Here is a 16,121-nt window from a genome sequence, read left to right as displayed (position 1 = left end):
CCATGCGCCAGCCTCAGCTTACGAGGCTGGTTAGCAAAGCATCAACATCCTCAGGGCGTGTGTAGAAGCTTGTGACGAAGCGGACGAGCTTGCCCGGCACGCCCTGTGGTGTAGGATAGGTATAAAACTGATAGCCCTCCTCGCGGAGGGAGTCGAGTTGAGGCTCCGGCAGCACAACGAATATTTCGTTACTTTCCGTTGCAAAAGGGAGATGCGCCGCAGGATGTTTATGCAGCCCATGGAGCAGCCTTTGGCACATAATATTGGCGTGGCGACAATTCTCTAGCCAGACGTCATTATCTATCAAAGCGAGTAATTGTGCTGCGAGGAAGCGTTGCTTCGACCAAGAATGACCGCTGCGTTTAATACGATGAGCCATACTAGCGACCATCGGGCGCGTCCGCTCATTGAGGAAGAAGATAATCGCCTCGGCAGCCATTGCGCCAGCTTTTGTGCCACCAAAACTTAAAACATCAATCCCTGCTTGCCATGTGGTCTCAGCAGGTGTGCAATCAAGAAAAGCAATCGCATTGCCCAAGCGAGAGCCATCCATATGGACTGTTAACCCATATTCATGCGCGATGCTGGTGAGTTGAGTAATGGTCTTGCAAGGATAAGTCGTGCCCCACTCTGTCGCTTGGGTGAGGGAGAGTGCCGCAAAAGGCGGAGCAAGGACACCCTTTTCGCGATTATGTTGTAGAACGGGGGGCAGGGCTTGGGGGTCCATCCGGCCCTCTGGGGAGGGAATCCCAATAAGCTTTGCCCCTTGTGTGAAGAACTCCGGCGCGCCGCCTTCCTCTGTGTTGATATGCGCACTTTGGTCGCATAATACAGCCCCATAAGGTGGCACCATGGCTGAGAGCGCGAGGGAGTTTGTAGCGGTCCCCGTGGCAACGGGAAAAACTGCAACTTCCGCCCCAAAAACCTCACCAAAACGTTGGTTTAAGGTAAGAGAGAGCGTATCATGGCCATAGGAGGGAACATTGCCCACATTAGCATCAGCGATGGCCTGCATAACAGCGGGGCAGGCGGGGGTTACATTATCGCTGGCAAAGTTTTTGCGTATATCATCACGCACGGGGGTATTCCTTCATCCTTATTTGAGAGGGGGCCTCTTTAAGTTTCTGTCTCTAGCGGAAAGAACGGGGCTTGTCATGTCTTGTCCAATAAGCATAGAGAGGCGGGATTATGGGTTTGGCGGAGATTATGAGCATGACAGCACCAACATCTACCGAGCAGTCAGGCAGAACAGCTAAGTTAATTGATGGCAAGGCGATGGCCGCGCAGATGACGGCGGAGATTCGTCAGCAGGTGGAACAGCTTGTCGAGCAAGGGCACGAGCTTCCCGGCCTTGCTGTTGTCCTTGTGGGTAATGACCCCGCCTCGGAAGTCTATGTGAAGAATAAGGCCATCCAAACCCATCGCGCGGGGATGAAATCCTTCATGCAGATGATGCCCGAAAGCACCTCGCAGGAGGAGCTTTTGGCGTTAATCAAGGAGCTGAATGAGAATTCTAAGGTAGATGGGATTCTTGTCCAGTTGCCTTTACCGCCCCAAATTGATGCCGCTACGGTCATCAATGCCATTCATCCTGATAAAGATGTAGATGGACTAGGTGAGGTGAATACTGGGCGGCTGGCCTTGGGGATGAATAACGGTATTGTTCCCTGCACACCGCTGGGCTGTCTCAAATTGCTTCAGTCTGTTCATAAAGATATGACGGGCTTACATGCCGTTATTATCGGGGCGTCTAATTTGGTGGGGCGGCCCATGGCGCAGCTTCTCCTTAGAGAGAATTGTACCGTTACGGTAGCGCATATTCACACACGCGAGATTGAGAAAATCGCGCGCGAGGCAGATATTCTCGTTGTAGCAACGGGGAAAGCTGGGCTGGTGAAGGGCAGTTGGATTAAACCGGGGGCAACGGTGATTGATGTCGGCATTACCCGCATCCAAACTCCGGAGGGCAAAAGCCGCCTCGTAGGGGATGTTGTGTTTGAGGATGCGTGTCAGGTAGCAGGTCATATCACCCCCGTGCCGGGTGGTGTAGGGCCGATGACGATTGCGTGCCTCTTGCATAATACCTTCCAAACGGCAAGCCGTCATAAGATGAAGCCTGAGGGTTAAGCACGTCTTTTAGCGCGATTTTATGGCGTAAGAGCGTATGAGATAGAACAATCTCTTGATTGTTCTATCAAGTTGGTATATTGCCTTTCTAGTCAGAATGACCGACTGGTCATTTTCTTTTTAGCATATTCGTACAATCTGGCACGGCTTTGGTGATGGAGCCCATCTAGGCCATCATGCCAGTTTCATTGATATTTGAGGGCATTATGGCGCAGTCCGATACACAGTCTGGCACTCACTCTGCGGCACAAAAGGGTGCAGGGGGCCAGCAGGCACAGGCGGGGCAGGGGAAAGCAGCCTCTAAACCGTTTAAGGACCGTGGGGCACGGAAGATTCTTCTGGTGCTTATTCTGGTTATGGCTGTGCTGGGTATTGCGCTTTACCTCTTTTTCAATCGCAATCATGTGGAAACGGACGATGCTTACGTAACAGGGCGTAAAATCTCCATAGCGGCTCATGTGAGTGGGTATGTGGAGCATCTTTATGTGGATGATAACCAGTTTGTCCATAAAGGGGATTTGTTAGCGCAAATTGATGGGCGGGATTATATCGCCCAGCTTCATCAAGCCGAGGCGGCCGTAGCACAGGCGCAAGCGGATATGATGTCCTATAATCTGGCTTATGCTGTTGCACAGAAGAACTTCCCCGGTCAGTTGATGGCCGCACAAGGGGCGTTGGATGATGCAAAAGCGCGGCTCTTTCGGGCGCAAACAGATTATACCCGCCAACATCGGGTTGAGCGTGCGGCAACAACCCAACAAGATATCGACTATGCCCGCGCAGCGTTGGATGAGGCCAAAGCAGCCGTCATCCAAGCGCAAGGTCAATTAACACAGGCCGAGCCGGTGGATGCCAATATCGGCAATGCCTATGCGCATTACAGCCAAGCTGAAGCCTCCCTTAAAGCAGCCCAAGCCCAATTAGAGCTTGCACGGCAGAATGTTGCTTGGATGGATATTCGCGCCCCGCGTGATGGTTGGGTCTCTCAACGTACCGTGGAGCAAGGCAATTTTGTGCAGATTGGCCAAGAGATGTTCTCCATCGTTGCAAAAGATGTGTGGATTGTCGCTAATTATAAAGAGACGCAACTTGCTGATATGCGACCGGGACAGAAGGCCGAGATCGAGGTTGATGCCTATCCGCAACTACGTCTTAAAGGGCATGTGGATAGTATCCAAAAAGGCTCTGGGGAATCCTTTAGTGCCTTCCCACCGGAGAATGCGACCGGCAATTTTGTAAAGACGGTGCAGCGTATTCCCGTTAAGATTCTTATTGATGATGGGTTAGATGATAAGCTGCCCCTCTCTTTGGGGATGTCGGTTGAGCCAACTGTGTATGTGGGTGAGTGAGGCCCGCTATGGCTGAGCAATCCCCCCCTATCGACCATGATAGCTGGCGGCCACGCCATAACCCTTGGCTTGTGGCTGTCGTGGTCACCTTGGCTGCGTTTATGGAGGTGCTTGATACCACCATCGTAAATGTGGCCCTCCCGCATATTGCAGGCTCTTTAGGGAGTTCCTACGATGATGCCACATGGGCACTGACCTCCTATCTTGTGGCGAATGGGATTGTGCTGACCATTTCAAGCTGGTTGTCAAAACGCTTTGGGCGGAAGCGTTATTTCCTCATTTGCGTGGCGATGTTCACCCTTTCCTCCTTTTTATGCGGGTTATCGACCTCATTGCCTATGTTGGTGATTTTCCGCTTAATGCAGGGTTTCTTTGGGGGAGGGCTACAACCAGTCCAACAAGCCATCATTTTGGATATTTTCCCACCGGAAAAACGTAGTGCCGCTTTTGGGCTAACAGCTCTGGCTATTGTGGTCGGGCCTGTCCTTGGCCCGCTTGTAGGTGGGTGGCTGACGGATACTTATTCATGGCGGTGGATTTTTTACGTTAATGTGCCCTTTGGGATTATTACCGTCATTGCTGTCATTGCTTTGGTGGAAGACCCGCCATGGCTCAAACCCACTAAAGAGCAGGTCGATGTTATTGGCATTAGCCTTATCTCATTAGGGTTGGGCTGTTTAGAGATTATGGCTGACCGTGGGGAGGATGATGATTGGTTTGGCTCATCCTTTATTACCACGATGGCTCTTATTGGGGGTATTTGTACGATTGGGGCCATTATTTGGTTGTTAAAGACCAAAAAGCCCCTCCTCCATCTTACTGTCTTGAAGGACCGTAACTTCGCCCTTGGGACCTTCATGATAGGCGCGGTAGGCGTGTTGCTTTACGCCTCGGCAGTGCTTGTGCCGCAATTTGCCCAGCAGGTGCAGGGCTATACGGCTACCATTGCTGGTCAGCTTATGGCACCGGGTGGTATGGCTGTGATGGTGCTTATCCCCTTTGTGGGGATGCTGATGAAGCATATGCAGGTGCGCTATATCATCGCGCTAGGCTTTTTTTTCATGGCACTATCCTGCTTCTTTGCAGCAACCCTCTATGCGGATGTGGATTTTTGGTATCTGGTGCTATGCCGCGTGCGGCAAACGGCCCCGCTGGCCTTTTTGTTCGTGCCCATTTCCACCATTGCCTATTCCACCCTCCCGCGCGAGTTGAATGGTGATGCATCGGCCTTATTCAGCATGGTGCGGAATTATTTTGGTTCACAGGCTATCTCTCTCTCCACAGCGGCTCTCACGGAGATGCGGCAGGTTCAACAAACTGATGTCTCCGCCCATGCGATTGCCGCGAAGCCAGAGTTCCGCGCTTATATTTTCCAGATGCAAAAGCTGGCTGAGGCGCATGGCCTGGCTCCTTTACGGGCTCATGCCTTTGCGATTACGCATATGTATCAGGACTTCCTAAAGCAAGTGGCGATGCTAGCTTATAATCAGCTCTTTAACGTGCTGGGGATTATGGCTTTGTGCGTGGTGCCCTTCTGCTTCCTGCTCTCCCCGATGAAAGGGAGTGGCCATAGTGGGGGAGGGCATTAATGATGCAGTCTCCCCTTTATAAGAGCCGCTTCATACAGCCCTCATGGCGCGTATATTTTGAGGAAATGGTCCGCCACCGCACTGGCGACACGGTTAATGTTCTCTGGGCTGCGATCAACCGGCAAGGACAAGCGCGTGCGTTGGACAATACGCGTCTGGCTCATCATCAAGAATTGCTCAGCGGCAAAAGCGGCATCATCAACCTTCAGCAAACCCGCCTCATGCTTGTGGGTAAACCATTCTGTGAGACTGCTCAGCGTGCGGGAGAAGCCATAATGCCAGAGCGTATCAGCCAGATGGGGGAACTCATTTGCCTCCGCGACAACAATGCGATACAGCCCGATAGCCTCGTGGTCGATCAGCAGTGTAATAATGGTCGATGCGGCTTGGATGAGGGCGGTACGCAAATCCGGTTGGGGGGTGCGGGATACCGCTTTGAGCGTATCAAGCCGTGTGCGGCTGCGTTCTTCAAAAAAGGCAGTGAACAAATCGGCTTTATTCTCAAAATGATTATAGAGCGAGCCTTTAGAGACCCCCGCCAGCTGTGCAATTTGGGACATGGAGGTCCGCTCATATCCTTGTTGGAGGAAAAGCTGCCCTGCACTGGTGAGGATTTGCTCACATTTACGGGGGGCATTTTTCCCCTTGTTTGGGACAAGGCGGTGTTGGATTGGACTGGTCTTAGGGGCCGGTTTGGTAGGCTGTGTCATTACTTTAGGGGAGGGTTGTTCCTGCTCATAAGGGGGCATGATAAGCCGCGCGGGGGGAGGGGTCCATATAGGAGCCTCATTTCTTCTTTGTTTTTTAGTGATGATTACGCAGGAGCTGCACTGTGAAAGACGCTCATTCCCTTCGTTCCGTCCGTCCTAAAGGTGGGGTCATGTTTCTATCGCAGTTTAGCCGGCATTTATTATGTGGGGTTGCCTCGCTTGGTTTAGCGGGTTGCTTAATGGTCGGGCCAAAATATCATCAACCCAAGGATTGGGCCCCACCGCATTATGACCTCCATAATGGGAAGAATCAGCCCTCGCCGAAAAGCACGCAAGCGGGCCCGCACGGGGCTAATGCCGCCCCAGAGGATAAAACACAGGCAAAAGCCTCGCCGTCCTCCATCGTGACAGAATTGCCGATGGCCGATAAATGGTGGACCTCCTTCCATGACCAAGAGCTCACCTCTTTGGAAGAGCGTGTAGCCATCCAGAACTTATCCTTCCTCTTAGCGACGGAAAATCTAGCCCAAAGCCGCGCACAAATGCTGATTGCCGGGGCAGAACGCTTCCCCAATCTCTCCGCAACGGGGACGTATGTTCGTTCGCAGCATAGCTCCAAGCAATTACAGGAGATTTTTAAACGCGTTGGTAAAGGTGTTCCTGATCTTCCCTCACAAGAGGCGAATTTTCTTCAAGCCTCGCAGGAAGCCTCTGTTCCTTTGCTGAATCAATGGCAGGATAAAATTGACGCGACTTACGAAATCGACCTCTGGGGTCGGGTGGCGTATCAATATCGCGCGGCAAAATATTTGATGAAGATGAGCGAGGAGGAAAGGCGTAGCATCCTTATTGCCCGCCAAGCCGATATGGCGCGTGATTATCTGGAGCTACGCGGGGACCAAACACGCCAGCGCATTTTAGCAAATAGTCATGCAACCGTGCAAAATCTGCTCTCGTTAGCGCAAAGCCGCTATAAGAGTGGTCTGGTGACCGAGCTTGATGTCGATAGTCTTAAAGCGCGTCTGCATGGTGTAGAAGCCCAGCAGGCTAATTTGGATGAGACTGTCGCGCGGGAACAAAATGCCATCGCCTTACTGCTTGGCCAACCCCCTCAGAGCTTGAATGAGGAGCTAGGCCGTACAGCAACCGTGCCGACTGTGCCGCCTTTTGTGCCCGCTGGCTTGCCGTCAGAACTCGCCCATCGCCGCCCCGATATTCGTGAAGCAGAGGACCATCTGCGTGAAGCTGTGGCAGAGGTTGGTGAAGCTACAGCGGATTTCTACCCTAAAGTGACGGTCACGGCGGATTTTGGCTTCCAGACCTTATCGTTTCGTGACCTTGGTTTTTGGAATGCACGGGCTTGGAATGTCGGGCCGAGTATTTCTCTGCCTATTTTCCAAGGTGGGCGGCTTTATGGGCAGTTGAAGTTGAAAAAGGCCGCCCAACGCGCTGCCGCTGTGGAATATCGCCAAACAGTCTTACAAGCGTGGAATGAGGTCGATAACGCGTTACAAGCTTATCATGATGAACAAGTCCGTCGTGAGGGCCTCTCCCGCACTGTAGAGGACCAACAGCGCGCGCTTGCTTTGGCAACCAGCCAATATAAAGCTGGTCTTGCTACTTATCTTGCTGTTTTGGAGGCTCAAGAACGGTTGCAAAATGCTCAACTCGACCTCGCAGGTAGTGATGTTGCCTTCGCAACAGACCTTGCACGTCTTTATAACGCTCTGGGGGGTGGTTGGTCTGATGTGTTGCCTGATGCAGAAAAGGAAAAAGCATCATCATCACAGCCCTGATGGCGGGTTATAGAGAGAGCGACTCCTTAGTTTTGCAAAGGAGACTCGTTGTCAAGGGTAGTAAGTTTGTGCACAAGGTTTTCCACAGGCCTACGGCGCAGAAAACCGCCCTTCTTGTTAAGAAATGAGTAGGATTATCCCCAAATGAGGGTAGTATGGATATGCCTTATGGGGATGATTTAGGGGACTATAAAAAAAACCGGCACGACGAGAGTGCCGGTTTTTTAGTAAAGAACTCATAGGGATGAGTATCCCCATAGAGGAAAGAGCGTTTTACTTCTGAGTGGCTGTTGTTGCTTCTGTCACCACAGTCTCGGAGACGAAGACAAGGCTATCAATCGCATCATTTAAAGCCACAGCTGCCGCTTCAGGGTGATGGCCTTGGGCAAAAATAAGCGCGCGATTGACATAACCTTGAAGCTGGGAGAGCGGTGCCAGGGCGATGACAAAGTCAATATCCTGCCCAACAATTTGTAGCGTTTGGGCGGCTTGGTCGGTCTGGCCAGCTTTAAGCTGAGCATTTGCCGTAGCAATGGCACTTTTCTTGGCTGGCTCTAGCTCTGTTGTAGCGATGACCTCACCCCCAACCGGAATCCAATCCGTCGGGCCTGCCACTGTGTGGTTTTTGGGGAGTGGATGCTGCGGGGCTGGGTGCAAGTCTGCCTCTGCTGCGGTGAATTGCTCACGCGCTTTAGCGGCTAAATCCAAATGGGAGAGGGCTGCGTTGAGGGCAGGGATAGCCTTCTCATCTTGACCTGCGGCGAGCAGATGCTGAGCATCCACAATCTTCACCATCGCCTTCTGCCCGTGGTCGGAGAGATGATGGAAAGCGCGATGCTCTTTGCGTTCCTCAGCATGCTCTTTGTGCAGGCTTTTATGGTCCTGTGCTGCTGTTGCATCAGCGGCAAAAGCAGACCCAGCCAGAAGGCTTACTCCTAAAGCGGAGAGGGTCAGACCCCGTGATAGCGTGGTAAACTGCATGTGATTATCCTTTCTATTAGATAGTCGGGGAGCCCCCCTTATCACCACTCTCATGAGAGCCTAAGCCTTATAAAGGTGCAAGGGAAGGAACCGGGAAGCTGCTATGTTGTTTTTTGCTGTGCTTTAAAAGATTTCAACATGGCTTTTAAAACCAAGCAAAGCGGCATCGCGTAAATTACCCTGCCCATTGGGGCGAAAGAAATATTCCATCAAAGGCTGGAAGATAACGCCGCGATAAACATGGATAGCGTAGTTGACCTCCAAAACCGCTGCATGACGTTGCACACCTGTGGCATGATTAGGGAGACGGTTATATTGTGCATTATCTAGCATCATTGTTTCGGTTGCTTGTACACCGGGAGCAATTTTCTCATAAGTAAAAGAGATGCCAAGCGTATCAAAGGGGCGGGAGCGGATAAGCCCGCGATCGATGACCCCTCCATAGGCCTCCCATTCACGCAGGGCGATGCGTTTATCGTTATAGAGGAAGCCCCAAAGTGCCGTAATACCGCGCTTGCTGTCTTTATAATGGTTCAGGAGATGCTGGTCAGCCATAAACCAAGCTCCATAACCATCGTGGTGGAGATCTGCTCTGCGATGGGTTAAGGCATAAGGCTGACCATTAACATCATAATAATTATCAGGATTAGGGGCCGTCATTAAGACGCCACCAATTTTATAATGGCCGGGATGATTTTTGCCGAAGATGGGCTCCCATCCCATCTCATAAGGCAGGCGGAATCCATTGATATTCCCGCCATTAAACTTAAAGCCCGTACGGTGCTGCTCGTTTTTATAAATCCCATTCTCCCCCGCATAGAGGCCAAGCTCCATATAGAGGAAGCGGGACGGACGGCCGCGTATACGTCCCCCCCATACAGCGGCGGGGTAGCCACTGGTAAAGCTGCTATCTGTTGCTGCTTTAGGACGGCCGCAAATACTACCATTTTGGAAGTTACAAAAGAGCGGGCTGTTCTGGAAGTCTGACATCTCAGACATACGCCCTGCTGCGATGGAGAGACGTCCCCCGAACAGGGTTTCCTCCCCATAGGCCATGACGAGATGGACTACTACGTTACCACCCCCGCCATAATCTTCCGAGGCGTGGTTAAGCCAATCACCGAACATACGGTTTGCCGTTGTTCCGTACCGCCCTACAATAATGCTATGGGTGGAGAAGCCGCGTAAGCCGATGAGCTGCTCCCAGTTGACATTAACAGAGGCTGCATATTGCCCAGCATTACTCGCCCCTTGCTTATAACGGGCAAAATGCTGGGAGTTGGGGTAGGACTTCGTAGGGGGGGTAATAGCCCCGGCAAATTCGTTCGTATTATCAAGGAGGAAGGCGATTCCCCGTTTGCGGAGCCAGTCAGTCATGCCAAACCCGCGCGGGAACAAAGCTTCAGGCCGGGCAAAAGGTGGGACGGAGGTTGTATAGTCAGCACGGGCAGGCAAGGGCGTATCCACGCGGAGCATTGGCTCATTGCCGATAATCTCATCTAAAACCTGTGCCTTGGCAGAAGGGACAGCGAGCCATGCACACCCTACCCATAGAGTAGATAATGCAATATGCTTTATAAGCTTGATATATGAGCGTGAGGGGCGAGAGGGCTTCATGCCATTAAGGCGTAAAGGATACATCGTCATGAAGGCTCCCGGTATTGTAAAGACGCTGTTTAGGCATTGATGACTAACATAAAACGCTCTCTGAAGAGCTAAAGAATTTTAACAGGAAGATCAAAGCTTATCTGTTTGTTATGGCGACATAATTATGAAAATCTAGCCAGCAGAGAGCTGGCAAAATTATGAGTAGTGTGGGAGAAGTGAGCTATGACGACCCATTTGGAAACCCACACGATTCACCCCATCCCCCACACGCACCGTTATGGGCGGGTGGCAGACCTTTTTTCTGTATGGTTTAGCGCGAATATGACGCTGCTAACGGTCGTTACAGGGGCTCTAGGCCCAGCTGTTTTTGGGCTTTCATTTTTCTGGTCTGTTTTAGCGTTGCTGTTAGGCAACATGGTGGGGGCTATCTTTATGGCCCTCCACGCAGCCCAAGGCCCTAGGCTTGGCGTTCCTCAAATGGTGCAAAGTCGCGGGCAGTTCGGCATTTACGGGTCAGTGCCGATCATTTTGCTCGTTGTGTTGATGTATATTGGTTTTGCGGCGTCTAACTGCGTGGTTGGGGGGGGAGCCCTAGCACATGTTCTTCCAGTTTTTAACGGGAGCAAAGGGGTGTGGTTGGTCGCTATCTTGACGCTCGTCCCTTGCGTGATGGGCTATCGTGCGATTCACATATGTTCTCGTTTTGCGAGCTGGGTCTCTATCATTGCGGTTGTATATGCGATTGGCTGCGGGCTTGGTGGTTTCTCGCGTAGTTTGCTGGCGGATACGCATGGCTCCTTAGCGGGCTTTTTTGGGGCTTTTTCAGTCTCAGCATTGTGGCAGATAGCTTACGCGCCTTATGTCTCTGATTCATCACGTTATTTACCGGATGAGGCAAGTTCTGGTCGGCGGGCATTTTGGGCAACCTATGGGGGGACTGTTATCGGGGCTGTTTTGCCTATGGTCTTGGGGAGTTTGCTCTCTTTAAGCTATCCCTCACTTCCTCTTGCTGGGGCTTTGGCCCATGCTGGTGGACGGGTGGGTAATCTTGTAGTGTTGGTGTTGGCTTTGGCCATCCCTCTTGCTAATGCGATGAGTGTGTATTGCGGCGCATTATGCAGCCTAACCCTTGTGCAAACCTTCCGCCCTGCTTGGCGTTCTGGTTTAGGGGGACGGTTATTGATGACCTTTCTCTTGCTCGCCATCGCGCTGATAATGAGCCTCGGCATGATGGGGGATTTTCTAAAGGCCTATACGTCCTTTCTGGATATTCTTATGGCTGTTCTCGTACCGTGGACGTCGATTAATCTATGCGATTACTATATATTGCGCGATGGTCAATATGATGTTGCCGCGTTTTTTGCCGCTGATGGCGGGCCTTACGGGCGGTTTAATGGTCTTGCCGTGGCGGTTTATGTATTAGGTGTCTTTGTTGAGCTTCCCTTTATGAAGACAGGCCCTTACACGGGTCCTCTAGTGCCTTTGCTTCATGGCGTGGATATCTCTTGGATTGTTAGTTTGATTGTAACAGGCGGGGCCTATTATGGACTTGTACGTCACCTTCAGCGCAAGGCCTAAATCTGAGAGGCTAATAAGGACTGATAAGGTACATTTATATTTATGATTAGCCTATCTTGTTAAGGGGGCGATACTTCTTTTATAGAGTGAGAGACGCTGTGAGCGGAGTATCGCTTTATGAGGGGGAGCCGCGTGCTGTGTGGGAGAATATCACGTCCGTGGCTTAGTGTTGTATGGGGGGTCATCCTTCTATCAACCATTATGCGGGTGTCTTGCGCGAAAGCTGCGGATATAACATTTGCTGTTATTGGCCCGCATGAATATGATCTACCGGTTGATTTTAAGCCGTTTAATGTCTTTGTGCAGTACGGGGACGGTAATGCGGCCACCTTCCATTATGATGGCCAAGGGGCGCGTCATTCCGGCCAAGGGGCTCATACATGGTCAGGGATGAGCAAATATGTTCATTTCTGGACGTTTAAATCCATTCCTAAAATTGGCTTTGCTTATGAGGTGATTCAGACAGAGAGCTATCAGCTTGCCAATGGGACTAATTTTGGTGGGTTAGGCCCAACTATTAGCGGCCCTGCCGTGTGGTTTAAGCCGAACGCTCATAGCACCTTCGGGATACAGACCTTTATGCAAACCCCAAGTGCGACACGGGACCGCCTCAACCCTAATTATTGGTCCAATCTTTCAAGCTTTATGTTCGATTATGAATGGAAGCATTTCGGCTTTGATGGTGATTTAGGGGCGGTTGTGGCGTCTACGTTGCATAATAAAGGCCAACATTCCTATCATCCGGGAACGGCCTTCCATAGCAATTTGCGCTTTAGCTGGAAGGCCTCCCCACATTGGGAGCCATTCTTTGGGTTGGATTGGCAGAATAATGCCGGCTTGCGCGATAATACATTACGGCATTATGTAGCCAATACAAGCAGCCGTGAAGTCGCTTTGGGTGTTGGGCTGATGTGGAATATTAATAGCGCGTGGAATATAACAGCCCGTTATTCCCATTCAGTAGAAGGGCGTAATATAGCGGAGACAAATGCTTATTATCTAAAGTTAGCTTATTTATTCCAAGGGGCAATATTCTCTCATTATTAACCTGATAAGGGGCGTAGGTAGGGTTCATGTCGTAATGTTAAGTATATGTGCATGATGCAGAAAGCATGGTGGCGAACAGCCGATATAGCCGGCCCATCCCTTTTGCTTTTTATGGCAATTGCAGGTCTCATAGCGGCGAACTCGCCTTGGCAGGCTAACTACGCATTATTGGCTCACCCTATGGGGGATGTGCACATTACCGGGTGGAACGGGCGCACATGGTCCCTCACATTACCTAGCGTTATTGAAGCCATCACGCTTGGCCCGATGACATTATTTTTTCTGCTTATCACTTTAGAGCTTAAAAAGGAGCTTGTTAGCGGGCATTTATCGCAATTACGTCAGTGCTTATTACCATGTGTCTCCGCACTCGGTGGGGTCGTTGTGCCTGCCCTTTTATATAGGGTGATTGCCGCGTCAGAGCCTGCTTTGCAGGCAGGCTGGGCCATCCCGATAGCAACAGATGCCGCCTTTACGGTGCCGATTTTATTGGCATTGGGACGATATGTTTCCGAAGGAGGGCGTGTTTGGCTTATGGCCCTTGCTATTTTTGATGATGTTTTAGGGATTCTGATCATCGCATTATTTTATGGCGGTACGTTAAGGTGCGGGCCCTTAGTCGTTAGTGCGGTATTGGTGGGATGCTTGGTCTATTGGGGGAGGCGTGGGATTCGTGCTCTTTGGCCGTATAGCGTGGCGGGATGTTTGTTGTGGGGATGTTTGTTGGTCTCAGGGGTGCATCCTACCATAGCGGGCGTTGTTGTAGGCTTGTGCCTCCCTGCACGAGTGAAGACGCTTCCCTCGCCTGTAGAGCGTATGGAGCATTACGTCACACCATGGGTGAGATGGGTGATTCTGCCTATATTTGGCTTTGTGATTATGGGGATACCGTTACTGACCCTTCCTCTCCATGCGGTGAATGTACGTTTGGTTTGTGCTGTAGCGGTCGGGTTGGTTATGGGTAAGACAACGGGCATTTTCAGTGCAACATGGCTAGCTGTGCGTTGCCGGTTGAGCCCTCTGCCCCGCCAGACATCATGGTATATGGTGTTTGGTTTATCTATGCTGTGTGGTATTGGCTTCACCGTTAGTCTTTTTATGGCCTCCCTTTCATTTGCTGGGTCTAATTTACTCTTATCCGCAAAGCTTGGTATTCTGAGCGGCTCTCTCATGGCGGCCTTGATGGGCTGGGTATGGCTGCGAGCAGGCGTTACGGTCTCTGAGTAAGAGATTTGTTTTCATATCGTAACGAGATGACTAAAAAATAAACCATGGAGCATAGAGTGCTGCTCGACAGCATGGTCCATTCTTTAGTATGGCAAAGCATATGAGTGATAATGAAGTGGAGAGCATAATGGTGGAGGAAGCAGAGGCCAAACGCGGCTATGCGGCGCGGCGTAATCGCCGGAAGGGGCCTCAGCTATTACCATCAGGCCGTCAGCAACTTCAGCCCCCCGGTGGGCAAAAAAAGGTCTTGCTACATTCTTGCTGTGCGCCGTGTTCTGGCGAAGTGATGGAAGCCATGACGGAATCCGGGATTGATTATACCATCTTCTTTTATAATCCGAATATTCATCCAGAGCGGGAATATCTTTTACGCAAAGATGAGAATATCCGCTTCGCAGATGCCCATAATATTCCGTTTATTGATGCTGATTATGATAAAGATAATTGGTTCGAGCGTGCAAAAGGGATGGAGTGGGAGCCAGAACGAGGCATACGCTGTACGATGTGTTTTGATATGCGCTTTGAGCGTACAGCACTGTACGCGCATGAGCATGGCTTCCCCGTTATGACCAGTTCCCTTGGTATTTCTCGTTGGAAGAATATGACCCAGATTAATGAGTGCGGTGCGCGCGCTGTAGCTCCCTATGAAGGGTTAGAATATTGGGATTTTAATTGGCGTAAAGGCGGCGGCTCTGCTCGGATGATTGAGATTAGCAAGCGCGAGCGTTTTTATAAGCAAGAATATTGTGGATGTGCTTATTCTTTGCGGGATACAAATAATTTCCGCCGCTCAAAAGGTCGCCCGGCGATTGTTTTGGGAGAGGAGTTTTATGGTGAGGATGATTAAGGGCTGCATCGTTTACGTTTCATAATCCCGCGCATGTGGTTGAAGGGATGAGCTGGCATGAAGATTGCGGTTGTATGTGATTCCTTTAAGGGTAGTCTTTCCACCTTAGAGGTCGCGCGGGAGATTAAAGCAGGATTTTCGCGTATTTTCCCTCATGCTGATTACCTTTGCCTCCCTATGGCAGATGGTGGAGAAGGCACAGTGGAGGCTTTTGCCCAGGGGACGGGTGGGCAGATAATGGCATGCAGCGTGACAGGGCCATTGGGCAAGCCTGTCTCTGCTTTTTGGGGCGTGAGCGGGGATGGGCGCACCGCCGTGATCGAAATGGCCGCCGCGGCGGGCCTCCCTTTATTAAAACCGGATGAGTATGCACCATTACAGACAACAACCTATGGCGTGGGAGAGTTGGTGCGTGCTGCGTTGGATCATGGCTGCCAGCATATCATCATTGGGTTAGGCGGTAGTGCTACAAATGATGGTGGGGCTGGGTTTGCTCAGGCTCTGGGGGTAAGATTGTTAGACGAGCGAGGGCGTGATTTGCCTCCCGGTGGTGCTGCCTTGGCTCATCTCGCACAGATAGATGCTTCTGGCTTGGATGCTCGATTAGCGTATGTCACGCTGGAGGGAGCCTGTGACGTTACAAATCCTCTCACAGGCCCGCAGGGGGCTTCGGCGATATTTGGTCCACAAAAAGGGGCCTCCCCACGGGATGTAGCACAGTTAGAGGCTGCCCTAACACATTATGCAACGCTCTTAGCATCTCAATCTGGACGTAATATCGCTCATATATCTGGGGCGGGGGCAGCAGGTGGCCTTGGTGGTGGGCTGTTGGCTTTTACACACGTAACCTTACGGCCGGGTGTGGAGATTATTGCTGAGCAGCTGCATTTAGCCGAGCATTTTGCAGAGATGGACCTCATCATCACTGGTGAGGGGCGAATGGACGGGCAGACAGTCCATGGGAAGGCCCCTATGGGGGTTGCGCAGATTGCAAAACGCTTCGGCAAGCCGGTGATTGCTATTGTTGGCTCTACTGGGAAGGATGTAGAGCTTGTCCATCAGGTCGGTATTGATGCCATTTTTGATACGGTCTCATACCCAGCAGATTTAACAACGATATTGGAGGAAGCTCCATCCTCCCTCCGCCGGGTTGCTGAGAATGTAGCCATCATATTGAAGATGGGGCAGATGATGAAGAGATGTTCATAGAACGTCTGAACGCTTCACTCTTGTAAAAGAGCCTGCTAGGTTAACTTTATAGT

Annotated in this window: 13 protein-coding genes; 9 read left to right on the top strand and 4 right to left on the bottom strand. The window is 51.2% G+C overall.

Annotated features, from left to right (window positions below; all coding sequences use genetic code 11):
- Positions 1 to 13: 13 nt before the first annotated feature.
- On the bottom strand, positions 14 to 1,078 hold the full coding sequence (locus tag NQF89_RS00215) for a threonine aldolase family protein (RefSeq protein WP_266137226.1): 1,065 nt from the start codon (positions 1,076 to 1,078) through the stop codon (positions 14 to 16).
- A gap of 128 nt (positions 1,079 to 1,206) precedes the next feature.
- Between NQF89_RS00215 and folD the strand changes: the two genes are divergently transcribed.
- The 3 genes from folD (at position 1,207) to NQF89_RS00200 (ending at position 5,065) form a co-directional block, all read left to right on the top strand.
- The gene (gene folD, locus NQF89_RS00210; protein WP_407652337.1) at positions 1,207 to 2,127 is read left to right on the top strand and encodes a bifunctional methylenetetrahydrofolate dehydrogenase/methenyltetrahydrofolate cyclohydrolase FolD; all 921 of its coding nucleotides are present in this window, start codon (positions 1,207 to 1,209) and stop codon (positions 2,125 to 2,127) included.
- A 206-nt stretch (positions 2,128 to 2,333) separates the two neighbouring features.
- Positions 2,334 to 3,476, top strand: coding sequence for an HlyD family secretion protein (locus NQF89_RS00205; protein ID WP_155573448.1), 1,143 nt, complete (start codon positions 2,334 to 2,336; stop codon positions 3,474 to 3,476).
- 8 nt (positions 3,477 to 3,484) lie between these two features.
- Positions 3,485 to 5,065 carry a DHA2 family efflux MFS transporter permease subunit gene (locus NQF89_RS00200; protein ID WP_155572709.1) on the top strand — a complete coding sequence of 527 codons (1,581 nt, stop codon included), beginning with the start codon at positions 3,485 to 3,487 and terminating at the stop codon, positions 5,063 to 5,065.
- 41 nt (positions 5,066 to 5,106) lie between these two features.
- Here NQF89_RS00200 and NQF89_RS00195 read toward each other — a convergent pair whose 3' ends face one another.
- Positions 5,107 to 5,775 (bottom strand): TetR/AcrR family transcriptional regulator C-terminal domain-containing protein, encoded by a 669-nt coding sequence (locus tag NQF89_RS00195; protein WP_155572710.1) that lies wholly within the window; start codon positions 5,773 to 5,775, stop codon positions 5,107 to 5,109.
- A gap of 170 nt (positions 5,776 to 5,945) precedes the next feature.
- Between NQF89_RS00195 and NQF89_RS00190 the strand changes: the two genes are divergently transcribed.
- Positions 5,946 to 7,571, top strand: coding sequence for an efflux transporter outer membrane subunit (locus NQF89_RS00190; RefSeq protein WP_155573449.1), 1,626 nt, complete (start codon positions 5,946 to 5,948; stop codon positions 7,569 to 7,571).
- Positions 7,572 to 7,844: 273 nt separating this feature from the next.
- Here NQF89_RS00190 and NQF89_RS00185 read toward each other — a convergent pair whose 3' ends face one another.
- Positions 7,845 to 8,552, bottom strand: coding sequence for a YfdX family protein (locus NQF89_RS00185; RefSeq protein WP_155572711.1), 708 nt, complete (start codon positions 8,550 to 8,552; stop codon positions 7,845 to 7,847).
- 123 nt (positions 8,553 to 8,675) lie between these two features.
- On the bottom strand, positions 8,676 to 10,199 hold the full coding sequence (locus NQF89_RS00180; protein ID WP_230873228.1) for a carbohydrate porin: 1,524 nt from the start codon (positions 10,197 to 10,199) through the stop codon (positions 8,676 to 8,678).
- Between the two features lie 183 nt (positions 10,200 to 10,382).
- Between NQF89_RS00180 and NQF89_RS00175 the strand changes: the two genes are divergently transcribed.
- From NQF89_RS00175 to NQF89_RS00155, 5 genes are all read left to right on the top strand, one after another.
- A complete protein-coding gene (locus tag NQF89_RS00175; RefSeq protein ID WP_266137224.1) occupies positions 10,383 to 11,738 on the top strand; it encodes a purine-cytosine permease family protein in 1,356 nt (451 codons plus the stop codon).
- A gap of 201 nt (positions 11,739 to 11,939) precedes the next feature.
- Entirely contained in the window at positions 11,940 to 12,785 is an 846-nt protein-coding gene (locus NQF89_RS00170; RefSeq protein WP_230873229.1) for a transporter, read from the top strand.
- Between the two features lie 51 nt (positions 12,786 to 12,836).
- Complete coding sequence (nhaA, locus tag NQF89_RS00165) at positions 12,837 to 14,012, top strand: Na+/H+ antiporter NhaA (RefSeq protein WP_230873230.1); 1,176 nt, start codon at positions 12,837 to 12,839, stop codon at positions 14,010 to 14,012.
- A gap of 100 nt (positions 14,013 to 14,112) precedes the next feature.
- A complete protein-coding gene (locus NQF89_RS00160; RefSeq protein WP_230873231.1) occupies positions 14,113 to 14,859 on the top strand; it encodes an epoxyqueuosine reductase QueH in 747 nt (248 codons plus the stop codon).
- A 57-nt stretch (positions 14,860 to 14,916) separates the two neighbouring features.
- A complete protein-coding gene (locus NQF89_RS00155; protein ID WP_266137223.1) occupies positions 14,917 to 16,068 on the top strand; it encodes a glycerate kinase in 1,152 nt (383 codons plus the stop codon).
- Positions 16,069 to 16,121: the final 53 nt, after the last annotated feature.

The sequence above is a fragment of the Bombella pollinis genome (genome assembly GCF_026385485.1).
Lineage (GTDB): Bacteria > Pseudomonadota > Alphaproteobacteria > Acetobacterales > Acetobacteraceae > Bombella > Bombella pollinis.
Note: the sequence above shows the minus strand (reverse complement) of the source record. Positions and strands in the feature narration are given on the sequence as shown.